12 protein-coding genes, 1 tRNA gene and 1 rRNA gene are annotated in these 15,688 nt (G+C 53.8%); 10 read left to right on the top strand and 4 right to left on the bottom strand.

Translation table 11 applies throughout. The features are described from left to right. The first annotated feature begins 135 nt into the window (after nt 1–135). From M1136_01210 to mazG, 6 genes are all read left to right on the top strand, one after another. Nucleotides 136–1,068: a GDP-L-fucose synthase gene (locus M1136_01210; protein ID MCL5074258.1), complete on the top strand. Its 933-nt coding sequence runs from the start codon at nt 136–138 to the stop codon at nt 1,066–1,068. A 55-nt stretch (nt 1,069–1,123) separates the two neighbouring features. After that, entirely contained in the window at nt 1,124–2,536 is a 1,413-nt protein-coding gene (locus M1136_01205; GenBank protein ID MCL5074257.1) for a sugar transferase, read from the top strand. Further along, complete coding sequence (locus M1136_01200) at nt 2,537–3,943, top strand: glycoside hydrolase family 44 protein (GenBank protein MCL5074256.1); 1,407 nt, start codon at nt 2,537–2,539, stop codon at nt 3,941–3,943. A gap of 14 nt (nt 3,944–3,957) precedes the next feature. Continuing rightward, a complete protein-coding gene (locus M1136_01195) occupies nt 3,958–5,865 on the top strand; it encodes a DUF2142 domain-containing protein (GenBank protein ID MCL5074255.1) in 1,908 nt (635 codons plus the stop codon). Between the two features lie 61 nt (nt 5,866–5,926). Beyond that, nucleotides 5,927–6,604: a hypothetical protein gene (locus tag M1136_01190; GenBank protein ID MCL5074254.1), complete on the top strand. Its 678-nt coding sequence runs from the start codon at nt 5,927–5,929 to the stop codon at nt 6,602–6,604. 84 nt (nt 6,605–6,688) lie between these two features. After that, nucleotides 6,689–8,212: a nucleoside triphosphate pyrophosphohydrolase gene (gene mazG, locus M1136_01185; protein ID MCL5074253.1), complete on the top strand. Its 1,524-nt coding sequence runs from the start codon at nt 6,689–6,691 to the stop codon at nt 8,210–8,212. Between the two features lie 73 nt (nt 8,213–8,285). Here the strand turns inward: mazG and M1136_01180 are convergent. Beyond that, a tRNA-Pro gene (locus M1136_01180) sits at nt 8,286–8,362 on the bottom strand. A 169-nt stretch (nt 8,363–8,531) separates the two neighbouring features. Here M1136_01180 and M1136_01175 point away from each other — a divergent pair. Further along, nucleotides 8,532–8,702 (top strand): Trm112 family protein, encoded by a 171-nt coding sequence (locus tag M1136_01175; GenBank protein ID MCL5074252.1) that lies wholly within the window; start codon nt 8,532–8,534, stop codon nt 8,700–8,702. 160 nt (nt 8,703–8,862) lie between these two features. Then, on the top strand, nt 8,863–9,903 hold the full coding sequence (locus M1136_01170) for an ATP-dependent 6-phosphofructokinase (protein MCL5074251.1): 1,041 nt from the start codon (nt 8,863–8,865) through the stop codon (nt 9,901–9,903). Between the two features lie 109 nt (nt 9,904–10,012). Here M1136_01170 and murJ read toward each other — a convergent pair whose 3' ends face one another. Genes murJ through M1136_01155 form a run of 3 tightly spaced genes read right to left on the bottom strand, consistent with a single transcriptional unit; the run spans nt 10,013 to nt 13,836 of the window. Then, nucleotides 10,013–11,644 (bottom strand): murein biosynthesis integral membrane protein MurJ, encoded by a 1,632-nt coding sequence (gene murJ, locus M1136_01165; protein ID MCL5074250.1) that lies wholly within the window; start codon nt 11,642–11,644, stop codon nt 10,013–10,015. 38 nt (nt 11,645–11,682) lie between these two features. Then, nucleotides 11,683–12,444, bottom strand: a complete 762-nt coding sequence (locus tag M1136_01160) for a glutamine amidotransferase (GenBank protein ID MCL5074249.1) — start codon at nt 12,442–12,444, stop codon at nt 11,683–11,685. Next, nucleotides 12,445–13,836 (bottom strand): Mur ligase family protein, encoded by a 1,392-nt coding sequence (locus tag M1136_01155; GenBank protein MCL5074248.1) that lies wholly within the window; start codon nt 13,834–13,836, stop codon nt 12,445–12,447. Between the two features lie 287 nt (nt 13,837–14,123). On the opposite strand from M1136_01155, the gene M1136_01150 reads away from it, so the two are divergent. Together M1136_01150 and M1136_01145 are read left to right on the top strand one after the other, a co-directional pair. Continuing rightward, a complete protein-coding gene (locus M1136_01150; protein ID MCL5074247.1) occupies nt 14,124–14,531 on the top strand; it encodes a septum formation initiator family protein in 408 nt (135 codons plus the stop codon). A 199-nt stretch (nt 14,532–14,730) separates the two neighbouring features. Next, nucleotides 14,731–15,688 (top strand): 16S ribosomal RNA (locus tag M1136_01145); the annotation flags it as partial.

Raw genomic sequence — 15,688 nt, 5'->3', positions numbered from 1 at the left:
CTGTGCGGTGGCAGCAGTTGCATAATGTCATTTTTTGTGCTAAAGTCATCGTGTATCCAACATAGCCTGCCTACCATCCTCGTAGGCCATCATCCCTGGGCAGGTTATCCATTTCAAATAGGGGGTTTCTTAAAGATGTCCTTTTGGGTGGGTAAGAGGGTACTGGTGACCGGAGGGGCTGGCTTCATTGGCTCTCATGTCGTCAAGGTTCTCCTGAATAGAGGCGTTCCTGAAGAGAACATAACTATCCCCCGGCGTCAGACCTGTGACCTGAGGCTGATGGGGAATTGCCGGGCAGCTGTGGAGGGACAGAACATCGTTATCCACCTGGCGGCCGTCGTCGGGGGGATAGGATTCAATCAGGAGAATCCAGCTACCCTGTTCTATGATAACCTACTGATGGGGGTTCAGCTCCTGGAGGCAGCCCGTCAGGCTGGGGTGGAGAAATTCGTCTCGGTGGGCACCGCCTGCTCCTACCCTAAATATACCCCTGTCCCCTTCCGAGAGGAGGATGTCTGGAACGGCTATCCGGAGGAGACCAACGCCCCTTATGGTCAGGCTAAGCGGATGCTCATCGTTCAGTCCGAGGCTTACCACCGCCAGTATGGGATGAATGCTGTGGTGGTGATTCCCTTCAACGCCTATGGTCCAGGCGACAACTTCGATCCTAGAAGCTCACACGTCATTCCCGCTTTGATCCGTAAGTGCTTCGAGGAGGAAGAACTGGTCGTCTGGGGGGATGGCTCACCCTCACGCAGCTTTGTCTACGTGGAGGATATCGCCGAAGGTGTCGCCCTGGCCGCGGAGAAGTTGAATGACCCTCGCCCGGTCAACATCGGGACGGAAGAGGAAACGACGATCAGAGAGCTGGTGGAGCTAGTCGTCGAGTACAGCGGCTTCAAGGGGAGGGTGATTTACGATACCTCCAGGCCGAATGGGCAACCCCGTCGAGCGGCAAGTATCGCCCGGGCCAAGGAGCTACTCGGTTACCAACCGCATTACTCCCTCCGTGAGGGGCTACGCAGAACGATTAACTGGTATACAGCCCAACATCTGGTGAGGCGCTAGCTGTATTCGAGGCCATAACCGTTTCTAAAGAAGGAAACATGCGAGAGGAGACCAGGTGTTAAGCAAATATGGTATCCGTTTCGTGACGTTTGTCTTCTTGGCCGATCTGCTCTTAACTGAATTATCGCTCTTTGTAGCGGAGTATGCCCGAAGAAAGATCGATCTGGGACTGGAGATTCATCCCACTGTAATCTTGCTTAATCCTTACATTTATATAGTAGTGGGACTGATCTGGATTTTCATCTTTATGGCCTTCTCTGCCTACGACTTTCGGCGCGTGGCCGATCCGATCAACGAGCTCCAGACAGTTATCGCTGCTGTGGGGACGGCCGTGCTAGTCTTCGCTGGTTATCTCTATCTGTCCTTCCGTGATGTACCACGCCTGTTGTTCGTCTATTTCTTCATTTTCGATATGTTCTTGTTGCTCAGCTATCGTCTGGTAGTGCGATTGATCCTCTATCTGCTCAATAGGTATCCGAACAACAGGCGCCGGGTACTGATCGCTGGCGCCGGCCATCAGGGGCAAGAGGTGCTGCATCGGCTCAACGAGTGCCGCTCTCTGGGACTGGAGGTGACCGGTTTCGTTGATGATGAGGCAGAGAAGGGAAAAGCAGTAGGGGGTTCCCCAGTTTACGGTGGCCTGGATGACATCACCAAGGTCATCAATGAGCTGGCGATCGATGAGGTGATCTTTGCCTTGCCGGCGGCAGCCCATCAGAAGATCGTTCAGCTCGCGTTCGAGCTGGAATCGTATCCAGTGACCGTGCGCGTGGTGCCGGATCTTTTTGCGTTAGTGACGAAAAGGGCTACGTTAGATGATTTCTTTGGTATCCCCCTTATCGGCGTGCAAATACCTGGCATTGATGGCTTTAATATGGTCTTTAAGCGGCTCTTCGATGTTGTGGTGGCTGGAATAGGGCTGCTGTTTCTCTCACCACTCATGCTGTTAGCTTCCATCGCCATTCTTCTGGATAGCGGGTGGCCGGTCATCTTCACTCAGGAGCGTGTCGGACTGAACGGACGCCTCTTCCACATGTATAAATTTAGGACGATGATTCGCGGCGCTGAGCAGAAGTTGCACGAAATAGTGCAGGCGACCGACGACGAACAGCCGGTATTCAAGGTGAGGGATGATCCGCGGGTGACGCGCCTCGGGCGATTCCTGCGTCGTACCAGTCTGGATGAATTGCCCCAGCTGTTTAACGTTCTAAAGGGAGAGATGAGTCTGGTTGGTCCACGACCAGAACAACCCTTTATTGTGGCCCAGTACGAGGCCTGGCAACGTAAAAGGTTATCTGTATTGCCTGGAATCACGGGGTGGTGGCAGGTGAATGGGCGAAGCGATAAGCCCATGCATCTGAACACCGAATATGACCTTTATTACATCCAAAACTATTCCCTCTTCTTGGATCTACTGATCCTTTGGAAAACAGCCTGGGTCGTCCTTAAGGGCAAAGGGGCCTTCTAAGTGACGGTCAACCAGGGAGGCAACGAAGGAGTGTTCGGCCGGCCTTCACTGAAAGCGATAATTATGGCCTTGTGTGTAGCGCTGCTGGCCGGTAATTGGTTGGCAGGGACAGCATATTCGGTCGTTCAAGATAAGCAGCTGACTCTGCTGGGTATGGCAGGCACCCCTACGCCCTCCTTAACATACTATACCTATATTCCTCTAATATACAACCTTTATGGGACGACCTCCGCAGCACCGTTTGGCATAGAGATTGAAGACTTCACCAATGCCGCTGCTGTGCAGCTGGCCAGCGAGGCTCAGGCGAAATGGACAAGGATACATCTGCTTTGGGCGGATGTGGAACCAGAGCGCGGTCACTACGATTGGGCCGAAACCGATGATGTGCTGGGCAGGGTAACGGCCTATGGTTTCACCCCCGTAGTTGTGATCAGGAATACACCTCATTGGGCTGGGCCAACCCTGGCTGGACCGATCGATGACTATGATGGATTTAAGGACTTCTTGAGCGCTCTGGTGCAGCGTTATAAGGATGCTCCTTACAGGGTCAAGTACTGGCAGCTCTATAATGAGCCGGATATTTCCGAGGCATTTCCAGGAGGTGTTATCGGGGGCTGGGGTTTGATACCTGACAAATACACGGAGATGCTTCGCCTAGCTTATGGGACGATCAAGTCTGTTGACCCGGAGGCCAAGGTCCTGATAGGTGGTTTGCTGCACGATAACTCATCTTGGTCTTTTTTGGATAAAGTGCTCGATGCTGGCGGCGGACAGTATTTCGATATCCTTTGTTTCCATTATTATGATGAGCACAACGATGATGGCCGTTGGGGCTATAAGGGCCTGGCTGGTAAGGCAGAGGACCTGCAGCGTAGAATGGAGAGCCGCGGGCTTCACAAGCCGATGATGGCTACTGAAATTGGCAGGCGAACCTGGGATGATCAGGACAGGTTTGCTGAGCAGGCTAACTTCGTGGTGCGGGGTTACGTGCAGGGCATGGCCTTAGGATTGCAAGCCATCATCTGGTATTCTTTGGTTGATCCCTCTTTTTACTACAGTGGGCTGGTAAAGGCTGATCTTACGCCAAAGCCGGCTTACATCGCCTACAAAACCTTGACCAACGAATTGGGCAGTGCCACCTACGAACGCCCTCTTACGGAGAGTGAGACTGGATCCACCTCCATCGAAGGGTATCTGTTTACGACCCTGAATGGGAAAAGGGAAATCCGTGTCGTCTGGATGAAGAACAAGCCTGGTGAGCCGCAAGAAGCGACTATGGTGGTTCCGGCCAAACAGTTAAAGGAGATCAGCAAATTGGGTGACGTAACGCAGCTTTACGCTCAGGAGGATGGCAACATACGGGTTACAATTGGTCGGAGCCCAGTCTACCTAGAGATTGATCGCTAGAGAGCACGGCTGAGATGCATCTTCTAGCGATAAAGCGGATCAATAGTAATATGGCTGTATTAGCCCTGCTTGTAGCTTTGAGCCTATTCAGGGGGATGATCTACGCCTCGGTAGTACCTCTCTGGCAAGCCCCGGATGAGCCGCGGCACTTTGAGTACATAGCGCTGCTTTTGGACAAGGGTCGCCTTGTCCATAAAGGGGATTTGTCTCCCGCTGTAAGCCAGGACATCCTCACCTCCTTGCGCGAAAACCGTTTTGAAGAGCTGGAAAGACCGCTCCTCGAAACGGGTCTTCATTCGGGTGTGGTTCCGGACATCCCAGGGCCCAGCGAGCTGGAGCATCCGCCATTGTATTATCTATTGAATGCCCTCTTGCTTAAGGGCTTACCCCTCCATGATGTCTCCTCCCAAGCGTACGTTGTGCGTTTATTCTCGGTTGTCCTGGGCACCCTGGTGGTGGTGGTCGCCTTTTTCATTGCTCAGATGCTCTTCGCCTCGGATCCTCTGCTATGTATCGGTATTCCGGCCTTCGTCGCTCTTTTGCCCACACGGGGGTTTATGGATGCGGCCATCAATAATGATGTCCTCATCGAGCTGTTGGTGTCGCTAGTGTTGTTGGTGGTGTTGAGGATTTTTAGGGATGGTTTCACCTTGACCAAATTGGGTCTGGTCGCTCTCTTAGCGACCCTGGCTGCCCTTACCAAGAGGACAAGCTTCGTTCTTGTCTCCTTAATCCTCTCCGCAATCGTTTTGTATGTTCTAGTACCCACTGGTCGCCATCTGAAGAGACTCACTGTGTCAGTGAGAGTTTCAATCTTGCTTGGGGGTAGCATCCTCATCGCGGCTATAATCCTCACCCAAGGTTTTATTGTGGTGGGAAGACCGGCGGAATGGGTCATATGGATGCCTCCTGATGGCAAAGCAACCCTTCAGAGAAGTGACGAGGCCGTGGCAGGAAAACATTCGATCGAGGTGAAGGTGGAAAAGAGCTCGGATTTGCCCCTGTTGCAGCTCAGGCAGAAGCACATCATGATAAAGCAGGGTGCTGACTATGTCCTCACTTTCTGGGGCAAGGCTGAGCCGGACAGGAACATTGTTGTTCAACTGGTACGGAATCGTTCCCCTTATGAACGTTTGGGCCTAAATACGATGCTGGCTTTAGAGACAGGATGGCAGAAGTATACTTTGAGGTTCAAAGGGGTGGCCACAGATAGCGAGTCCCTTTTCACCTTTCTTTTAGGCGGCGTTGTGGGAGGGGTTTGGATTGATGATGTAGTGCTCAGGGATGTTTCGGCGTTAGGACAAGGGGGGGCAGTCACAGCTGACGGATCGAGTGTAATACGTAATGGCTCCGGGGAGCAGCCTATCAGAGAGATGCAACCTTGGCTGCAAAACCTCGTCGATCTGCTGGAGTATAATCCAGCGGCTTTCACCTGGGACGATCACGCCCAATACGGGCCCCAGTACGGGGCGGCTCTAGGAGTGTTGTTCGAGACCTTCTGGGCCAGTTTTGGTTGGCGCTCGGTATGGCTGGATCAGGTGTGGTATCAGGGCCTGGCCTTGCTCTCCCTGATAGCGCTGCTTGGTCTGGTGCTTCTCTATGGTCGAATTCTGTCCCGGCGGTCGAGTTGGCCGGCGTGGCTGCAGTGCAGTTTAATGCTTTTGGGGATTTGTTTTCTCTCGGCGATTGTGATGGCTGTGTTTCGAGCACCGCCGGCCAGTTTACTTTCTTATTTGCCACATGGCCGCTATCTTTTTGTAGCTGTCATTCCCATCGCAACTTTGTTTTTGCTTGGTTGGCGCGAGCTGCTTCCCTGCCATTGGCACAGAGGGCTATTAGTCACCCTGATTTGTGTCTTCTTCCTGTTGGATTCGATTTCGCTCGTTTATTACATTCTGCCGGCCTTTTATGGACGTGGCTAACGTCATTCTGAAGTGAGTCTCAAGGCTATATAAGAATACAGAACGTGATTGGAATTGAGTGGTGAAAAGGGTCTTCCTGATTTTCGTCATTGTAATCGTTATTCTACTCGTCGTTGGCTTAATAAAGTGGCCCCAATCGGCTACCTTTTCTGCTGGACAGCGTGCCCATGATAGGGCTGTTGGGCCGATCAGCGGATCAATGAAGGTTGGACAGAGCTTCACTGCGCTCCACGATGGCCTCTATCGCCTTGATCTGTTGATAGGGAATTATAAAGGAGCGAGTGTTTCAGCTGAGGTCGTCTTCCATCTGCGGAGCAGCCCCTGGGCCAACAGCGACCTGGCGACTATCAGGGTGAAGACTGCCGAGATGCAGGATAACAAATTTCACACCTTCGTCTTCCCCCCCATCGCTGCCTCTGCCCAGAAGTCCTTCTTTTTCTTCATCGAAGCGCCAGAGGCGACAGCAGCGGATGGTCTGGCCCTTTGGTATTCCTCACAAAATCGATACGTGGGTGGGGCAATGTACATCAATGGTCAGGCTATAGAGAGTGATCTGACTTTTGTCGCCTATTATAAGGCTGACCTGCTCGAGTCCTATAGGCTCTATCTGGAGGCATTGCCCAAGAACAAGCCACTTCTTTTCGGCAGTGGGCTCACCTATATAGCCCTTGTAGCTGGTTACCTGACCGCTTTCGCTGGCCTGCTATATCTGGTTCTAAAGAGACAGGATTCGAGATAGCAGACTCACCCCTTGGTTTGCTCGCCACTGTCCTTCTCGGTATAATGTCGCTGAAAGTTCAACATAGGTATGTGGTGCATCTTTATGGCGCGAGTGACTGTAATTGGTTTGGGACCAGGCGGATGGGAACAATTGACCCTTGAAGCGCAGCAGGCGCTTAGTGAGGCGAAAGAGATTTATCTGCGCACACGACGCCACCCGGTTGTGGCGCAGTTTCCAGCCGAGTGGTGCATCCATTCCTTTGATTCCCTCTATGAGGAGAGCGAGTCATTTGAGGACGTCTATGAAGGAATTGCTTCTCGTCTTCTTGAGCTGGCCGATCGCTTGGGAGAGATTGTCTACGCTGTTCCCGGCCATCCTCTGGTCGGTGAGGAGTCGGTTCGCTGTCTCCTAAAGGCAGCTAAGCAACGTGGAATTGAGACGAAGGTCATCTCCGGAATGAGCTTCCTGGAGCCCGTCTTCACTCTTTTGGGGCTCGACCCTCTGTTGGAGGGACTCCAGATCGTCGAGGCGATGAGTCTTGCGGCCTATGCTCCCTCTGATCGATCCGGGGAAGTAGGTAGGGAAATGGACATCGCCTCTGAGTCCCTCGTGAGCAGGACGAAAAGACCGTTCGACCCCACACGGCCAGCACTGATCGGTCAGCTCTACGACAAGCGACTTGCTGGATTGATCAAGATCGTTCTACTAGACCTATATCCGGACGGTCACGAGGTCCAGCTGGTCCGTTGGGCTGGGATGGAGGGCCAGGAAGAAAAGAAGACGATACCCCTTTATGCTTTGGATCAACAGGAGGGCATCGATCATCTCACCTGTCTGTATCTGCCGCCTCTGCCTATCGAAGAAGATCTTGCCTCTTTCGACACCTTCCGTTATGTGGTGGCCAGGTTACGCGGTCCTGGGGGGTGTCCGTGGGATCGACAACAAACCCATGAATCGCTGAAGCCGTATCTGATCGAGGAGGCCTACGAGGTTTTGGACGCCCTGGATACGGGCGATAAGGCGAAGCTGTGTGAGGAGCTTGGGGACCTGTTACTTCAAGTGCTATTACATGCGCTCCTGGCTGAAGAGACGGACGATTTCGGCTTTAAGGACGTCGTGTCTGAGATAACGGCGAAGCTGATTCGGCGTCATCCGCACGTCTTTGCTAACAGGGTGGTATCGAGCGCGGTGGAGGTTGTACACAACTGGGAGCAGATCAAGCGAGGGGAGAGGGGGGTGGCCCTTTCGGCGCTCTCCAGTGTGCCCAAGCATATGCCGGCGCTCGCTTATGCCCAGATCATTCAACGACGGGCTGCTCGGGTGGGGTTCGACTGGAGGGAAATAGAGGGCGTCTTGGAAAAGGTGGCTGAAGAACTCTGGGAGCTGGGGAAGGTCAAGGAGGCAGAGGAGCGCTCGGACGAATTCGGCGATCTGCTCTTTGCTCTGGTTAATGTTGCCAGGTGGATGGATATCGATGCTGAGGAATCTCTGCGGCAGGCTAACCGCCGTTTTTACAAACGTTTCCAGTATATGGAAAAGTTGTGTCGTGAGCGGGGACTTGACTTGGGCAATCTCAATCTCGAAGAGCAGGACGAGCTCTGGGAAGTTGCGAAACGGTTGGCATAAACGGAAGGGAGAGATCATAGCTATAGGACGTGGCCATAACTGGGTGTCCATCTCCAGGCAGGTGTTGGAACACTGGTCGGGGTGGGCAGACTTGAACTGCCGACCTCAGCGTCCCGAACGCTGCGCGCTAGCCGACTGCGCTACACCCCGCTATTGTTAGTATAGCTGATTTCCGTACCAGCGTCAAGGCTCAGTGCTGGGAACGAGGAGTGCTTGGGGAAGTCCCTCGGTCAAGAGCCACAAGGGTACCGCTTGCCTTGACGAACTGCGAATCCTTCAAGGGGTTGGTGAACATCATAATACTACGAGGAGGAGAAAGATGATCAGTCAGGAGCTGCTGGATATACTGGTCTGTCCAGCCTGCAAAACACGCGTTGTCTTAGAGGGTGAGCGCCTGGTGTGCCAGGGATGTGGGCGCCGCTATCCTATCCGAGAGGGAATACCAGTGATGCTCATTGATGAGGCGGAAATGCCCTCTCAAGAGGATTAGATTTTTCTGAAAACCCTTGACCGTAGAACTGGCCTGACCCTAGAATATGGCGAGGATAACAGTCTATTCCACTGTAAGGAAGCCTGCGCCGGCAATAATATGGCGAACTCAGACGCTGGCGTCAGCAACTTAGAGTCTATTTAGAGGGAGGAGAGATTTTGTGAAACGCATTGGAGTACTCTGTGGTGGTGGCGATTCCTCCGCCATCAATGCCGGCATCCGGGCCATACTTAGGCGGTGCGAGGATCACGGTTGGTCGGTGGTGGGCATTGGTCACGGTTGGAGGGGATTGATCACCCCAGAGATCGTGCCTCTTACGTTGGATGCTGTAGAAGGAAGCGTCAATACCGGAGGGACGATCCTCGGAACATCACGTACGAATCCATTTCGCATCGAGGGTGGTCCTCAAAAGGTGATGGATAATGTCAGAGTGGCTGGCCTTGATGCGCTTATCATTTTTGGGGGAGACGATACACTGACAGTTGCCCATAGGTTGGCCGAATACGGTTTGCGTGCAGTCGGTCTACCCCAAACGGTTGATAATGACATCAATGGTACCGATTATTCGATCGGCTTTGACACGGCGGTGAATAATGACGTGGATGCCATTCAAAGGATGGTCTCTTCGAATATCGCCCACGAAGCGTGGATGCTTGTGGAGGTCATGGGTCGGGAAGCCGGCTGGATTGCTGTAGCCACGGCTCTGGCTACGGCCGCCGATGCGGTATTGGTTCCGGAGGAACCAGCGGATCTTGAGGCGCTTTGTGCTATGATCAAACGGAAAGAGCAGCAAGGCCGGAAACACGGCCTCATCATCGTCTCTGAAGGTGTCACGATAGGGGGCTTGCCGGCTGGCCTGGAGTTGAAGCAGGTGGATGCCTTTGGCCACGCCAAGCTGGGTGGGGTGGCTTACCACTTGGCTGATCTCATCGAACAGCAGATAGGGGTCCGCCCACGGGTCAACGTTCTGGGCTACATTCAAAGAGGGGGGCCCCCGACTGTGTTCGATGCTATCCTCTCTGTTCGTTTAAGTACAGCCGCCGTTGATTTGGTAGCTGAGGGCAGGTTTAATGTTATGGTCGGGCTGGTGGGCAACAAGGTGAGTACGGTTCCTCTGGTCGAGGCCATCGGAGCGAACCGGAAGGTGGATATGGAGATGTACAGGCTGGCCAAGGGCTTGGGGGCACTGGGAGTTCGTTGATCCATCACGATGGCCGTCGTTTGTTGAGCCTTTCTTTGCGGCCCCACCTCAGAAGAGGTGAGACTTACCTGTAGTGTACCCACTCCTGTGAGGACGACTGCCTCATGCCCTACGTCTTATCTTTTGCAGTCAGGCGAACGAACAGTAAGTGGTAGAGTTGCCTGGGCTCTTCTGAGCCGAGAAGCCATGAAACGGAGAAATGAACGATTGCCCCAAAGGTGATGACCATACCGACAAGGACGACCTGGTCGAGTAAGAGGGAGGAATTCAGGTAGGCGGACAAATAGGTAGTTAGCGACCAGACAGCACCGCCCATTAGCAGCGCGGAGGTTAGAGTCTTGAGCAGCGAATGGAAGATTCGCTGCTCATCTATTCCCTGGAGACGTCGTTGGGCCATAGTGAACAGGACGATCACCTCTCCGATGCTAGCGAGGGAGGCAGCCAGGGCGAGCCCGCCCTGGGCTAGGTAATGAACCAGAATTATGCTCAACACGGCGTTGATCAGCATGGCCCCCGTGCCAATCAGCACGGGGGTGCGTGTGTCATGGAGAACGTAGAAGGCGCGGGTGACGATCTCTACAGCGGCCTGGGCGGAGAGGCCTACAGCATAGAACTGGAGAGCAAAAGCAGTGGCTTCGGTCGAGACAGAAGTGAATTCTCCTCGCTCGAATAATAGCCTGATAATTGGCACTCGCAACACGATCAGGCCAATGCTGGCCGGCAGGGTCAGATAAAGTATCAATCGCAGGGATGTGGAGAGTGTTCGCTTCATCTCCCCCATCTGTTCCCTGGCTGTCTGATCAGCCAGGGTCGGAAAGACGGCGGTGGAGATAGCCATAGCGAAGATGCCCAAGGGAAGCATCGTCAACAACCAGGCGTAATTCAGGGCAGCATAGCGCTCGGCCATGCCTGAGGCCAGGATGAGATTAACGACGAAATTCACCTGGCCCACAGCCAGACCGAGCATACGTGGGAGCATCAGTCTGGTCACTTCTCTTACGCCCGGGTGGTCGATGTCCAGGATGGGGCGATAGACAAGCCCAACCTGAATCAACCCGGGAATTTGGATGAGCAGGTAAAGACATGACCCCAGGGCGGCTCCGGTGGCCAGTCCGTATATACCAAGGGGCTGTGCGAGCAGGCTGGCCCCCAGGATGATCCCCAGATTATAAGTGGTGGGTGCTAAAGCGGCCAGGAGGAAACGCTGGTAGGAGTTAAGGATGCTGGTGGCGAATCCTCCCAGGGAGAAGAGGATGGGCATTACCAGCAGGATGCGGGTCATACCGGTGGCCAGGTCGTGCAAGTGGACGTCGAAACCGGGGGCGATCAAGGCGATGATCTGAGGAGCTGCAATCATCAGTACGATGATAATGGGCGTTAGTACCAAAAGGGCCAGGTTGAAGAGGGAGCTCACCATACGCCAGCATGCCTCAGCATCTCTTCTGGTGAGGTAGGCGGTGAACACAGGGATGAAGGCTGAACTGACGGCCCCTCCGGCTATAACCTGGAAGACGAAGTCTGGAATGCGCATAGCGGCGAGGTAGGCGGCGTACTCACCACTGGTGCCAAACTGGTGTCCGATCACCATATCCCGGACCAGACCGGTCAGACGGCTTAAAACGAAGGCCATCATCATAATGAAGGCTGCTCCAGCCAGGTCCCTTGTAGATCGGGCCATATGTAGACCGATGTCCTCGCTTCTCTTGGTAGGGGCTGGGGAGATCGAAGATGGCTCCCTCATTGTCTAATCCTTCTGTTTTAGTGTTCTCCGGAAACAGGCTAGATCGCTCCAGTATTGAGCCGCCCTCGTTGGCGGATGCGTTGAATTACAGCCTTATGAGCCTGATATTCGAGGCTATCATCCAGTGGGCGGAGCTCAACTGCATCGCCATAACGATGGCGGAGGGCCGTAAGGAGGAGATGGTCAGTGAACCAAGGGTTCTTAGGGAGAAGTGAGCCGTGCAGATACGTGCCATAGGCGTTCTTGTAGATCGTCCCTTCTGACCTGTCCTCGGCATTATTCCCCCATCCGAACAAAATGCGGCCGAGCGGGCGAGCCCCCGAACCGAGATAGGTCTTACCACTGTGGTTTTCAAAGCCAACAAGGGTACGTTTCTCACCGCTGAAGGTGCACTCAACAATGACGTCTCCAATGCGCCGCTTGTCGCCAGCAACTGTCCAGACATCGAAGAGTTCGATGCCGGGCAGGGTCAATCCCGAACTAGTTCTAAAGTACTTGCCCATTAATTGGTATCCCCCACAGATGCTTAGGAGCACGGTTCCAGCTTCTACGGCCTCACGGATATATGGACCCTTGATTTTCTGGAGGTCATCGCAGATCATCAGCTGCTCTCTATCCTGTCCGCCACCGATGAAAAGGATGTCCCAAGACTGCCCGTTTAGGGTATCACTGATGCATAGGTTGTGCAGCTCGATAGCTAGCCCACGCCATTGGGCACGGCGGACAAGGGCAATGATGTTGCCTCGATCAGCGTAGATGTTCATTATATCCGGATAGAGATGGCCGATTGTCAGTTGCATTTAGTCCTGCCAGAAATGCTTTACATAACCCATCTGCTGTAGGACTTCTCTAACCTCCAGCATAGCCGTGTAGGTGGGCAGCACGTATAACGTTTCACCTACTTCCAGGTTTTGGAGTGCCTCTTGCAGGGCACGCCCCACATCCTGCTCTAAAACGAAACGAGATGGATCGACAGAGGCGTATTTCAAACGTACAGCCATATCCTCAGCCCGTGTGCCGGAAATAATAGCCAGAGCGACCTTATCTGTCATCATCTCGAAGTCCACATCCCAGAGCCAGGATATATCGGTACCATCGGCGATATTATCATTGATGATGATGAGCGTTTTCTTGGTAAGATTATTGGCGAAGATGGTGCGCAAGACCTGGTTGAAGCCGACTGGATTTTTGACCAGGGCCAGGAAGATCGTTCGGCCGTCAACAACAAGACGCTCGATACGGCCAAAAGCGGCGTGGAATGATTCGATACCCGCCTTGATGGCTGTCGAGGGCACAGAGAGGGCCAGTCCACAGCCGAAAGCAGCCAGGGCGTTGTACACATTATATAGGCCGGGCACATTTACGTTTATGGTGAGTGCGCCTTCTGGGTATCGAATCTGGCAAATAGTTCTGTCGCTTCCGTACATCTCTATCTGTACAGCCTGGATATGAGGCCGAGGGCGGGTCCAGGCGCACTTGGGGCAATGGTATTTGCCCATATGACTGTAATAGGAGAGCTTATACTCGAAAGCAGTACGGCAGTGAAGACAGATTTTTGAATCAGCCGTATGCTCCAGTACGGATCGTCCCCACCGCTCATCCTCAAGTCCGTAGTAAATCACCTTGGCCTTGAGCTCGCGTCCCAGCCAGGCAAGTGTAGGGTCATCGGCATTCAAGATGACCGCTGAATCTGAGGGTAATTGCTCAAGGGACTCTTTCCAGATGGTTGCCAGGTAGTCTATCTCTCCATAGCGGTCTAACTGGTCGCGGAAAAGGTTGGTGATCACTACAATCTTGGGTTGTACTTCTTCTATAGCGGTAGGAAGAGTGGCCTCATCCACCTCAAAGATGCCGATATCAGCCCGTGGTGTGCCGGTGAGGCCGGCCGTCTCTAGTAAGGCGGAGGTCACCCCGCTGATCAGATTCGCCCCAGCGCGGTTATGTACGGGGCGATAGCCAGCCTGGTGAAGGATATTGGCTGTCATGCGGGCAGTAGTTGTCTTGCCATTAGTCCCAGTGACAACGATGCAGCCATGGCGTAGTCTGGAGACCATTTTCGCCAGGCATTGAGGATCGAGGCGACGGGCTATTGAGCCTGGAAGGGTCGTTCCCCCGCCGACTTTAAGCCTGCGGATAAGGTGAGCCGTCAATTTAACCGTTATGACGGCCGCTGTCAGCCGTATCTGTACCACGTCTTTTACCTCATTCGCTAGACAAGTATAGCACAAGGGCTAGTTCTCTGGCAGCATCAATAAGAGCAGGCGCATCATCACCGCGTATCATTGCGAACATAGCTTCTCCTAAGGCGCTGCAGCTGGCGCTTAGCGGCCGTGCTGGCTAGCTCGCCAGTTGGTGATGCCGAGCGTCTGTTTAACTGTGAGTTGCCTCTGCGCCATACTCGCAGAAGTGTTCGAGTTGACTTTTGGGGGTCATCCGTTTATTATCCATCTCGACCGCTGCGATCTGGGGAGACTCGTTTATGAGCCCTGATAGAACCAAAGGATATCGTCTCCGCTTTCCTGTACGAAGGTTCTTGTTTGCTGCTGTCCTGGCCATCGTCGTTTACCTGTTGTTATCCTTTGGTGGACTTGTGATGAGCGGCTACAAGCTAAATCAACAAGCTGAGCAATTGCGACGTGAAATCGCTCTGCTCAAGGCAGAGAACGAAGCGCTTCAGAAGCGACTATCTGCCTTGCAGACGGATGAAGAGCTGGAGAGGCTAGCCAGAGAGGATCTGAACTGGGTGAAACCAGGAGAGGTGTTAGTATTGCCTATCAAGCAGCAGGAAGGTCTCTCGTCTGCCCCTCAATCTTCGAACGAGGCGAGCGGAAAGGATGGTTATCCTCCTAACTGGCGCCGTTGGTGGGCCCTATTTTGGGACAGATAGAAAAACACACAAATTAGCATATAGAGCCCAAATTTTCTTGACAGTTTGCTTACAGATATGGTAGAATAGGATTGTTGGGGGTGGATACTGTAGGCTTGAGCTTACGAGTCCCGAGGTAGTGCTTGGGGCTTTTTATTCTGCCCTGCTTGCACCTTAACAGGCTGATGGTGATCATAAGCCCGAGATAGAGAAGTTCTTTTGGGTGGAGAGTTTGATCCTGGCTCAGGATGAACGCTGGCGGCGTGCCTTAAACATGCAAGTCGGACGGTTCTGGGGGGAGACCCCTGGGGCAGTGGCGGACGGCTGAGTAACGCGTGAGTGACCTATCCTCAGGTGGGGGATAACGGTGAGAAATCGCTGCTAATACCGCATATGGTCGGCCCTTTTGGGGCGGATCAAAGCCGGAAGGTGCTTGGGGAGGGGCTCGCGTCCGATCAGCTAGTTGGTGGGGTAAGGGCCTACCAAGGCGATGATCGGTAGCTGGTCTGAGAGGATGATCAGCCAGACTGGGACTGAGAGACGGCCCAGACTCCTACGGGAGGCAGCAGTTAGGGATATTGCGCAATGGGCGAAAGCCTGACGCAGCGACGCCGCGTGGGGGAAGAAGGTCTTCGGATTGTAAACCCCTTTTCGGTGGGAAGATAGTGACGGTACCGCCGGAATAAGCCCCGGCTAACTACGTGCCAGCAGCCGCGGTAAGACGTAGGGGGCGAGCGTTATCCGGATTCACTGGGTGTAAAGGGCGCGTAGGCGGCCTCTTAAGTGGGGTGTGAAATCTCCCGGCTCAACTGGGAGGGGTCATTCCAGACTGGGGGGCTTGAGGGCGGCAGGGGAAGGTGGAATTCCCGGTGTAGTGGTGAAATGCGTAGAGATCGGGAGGAAGACCGGTGGCGAAGGCGGCCTTCTGGGCCGTGCCTGACGCTGAGGCGCGAAAGCGTGGGGAGCGAACTGGATTAGATACCCAGGTAGTCCACGCCCTAAACGATGGACACTAGGTGTGGGGGGTATCGACCCCCTCCGTGCCGTAGTTAACGCATTAAGTGTCCCGCCTGGGGAGTACGGCCGCAAGGCTAAAACTCAAAGGAATTGACGGGGGCCCGCACAAGCAGCGGAGCGTGTGGTTTAATTCGACGCAACGCGCAGAACCTTACCAGGGC

The sequence above is a fragment of the Chloroflexota bacterium genome, assembly GCA_023475225.1.
Classification (GTDB): Bacteria; Chloroflexota; UBA6077; order FW602-bin22; family JAMCVK01; genus JAMCVK01.
This window is presented reverse-complemented; position numbering and strand designations above follow the sequence as displayed.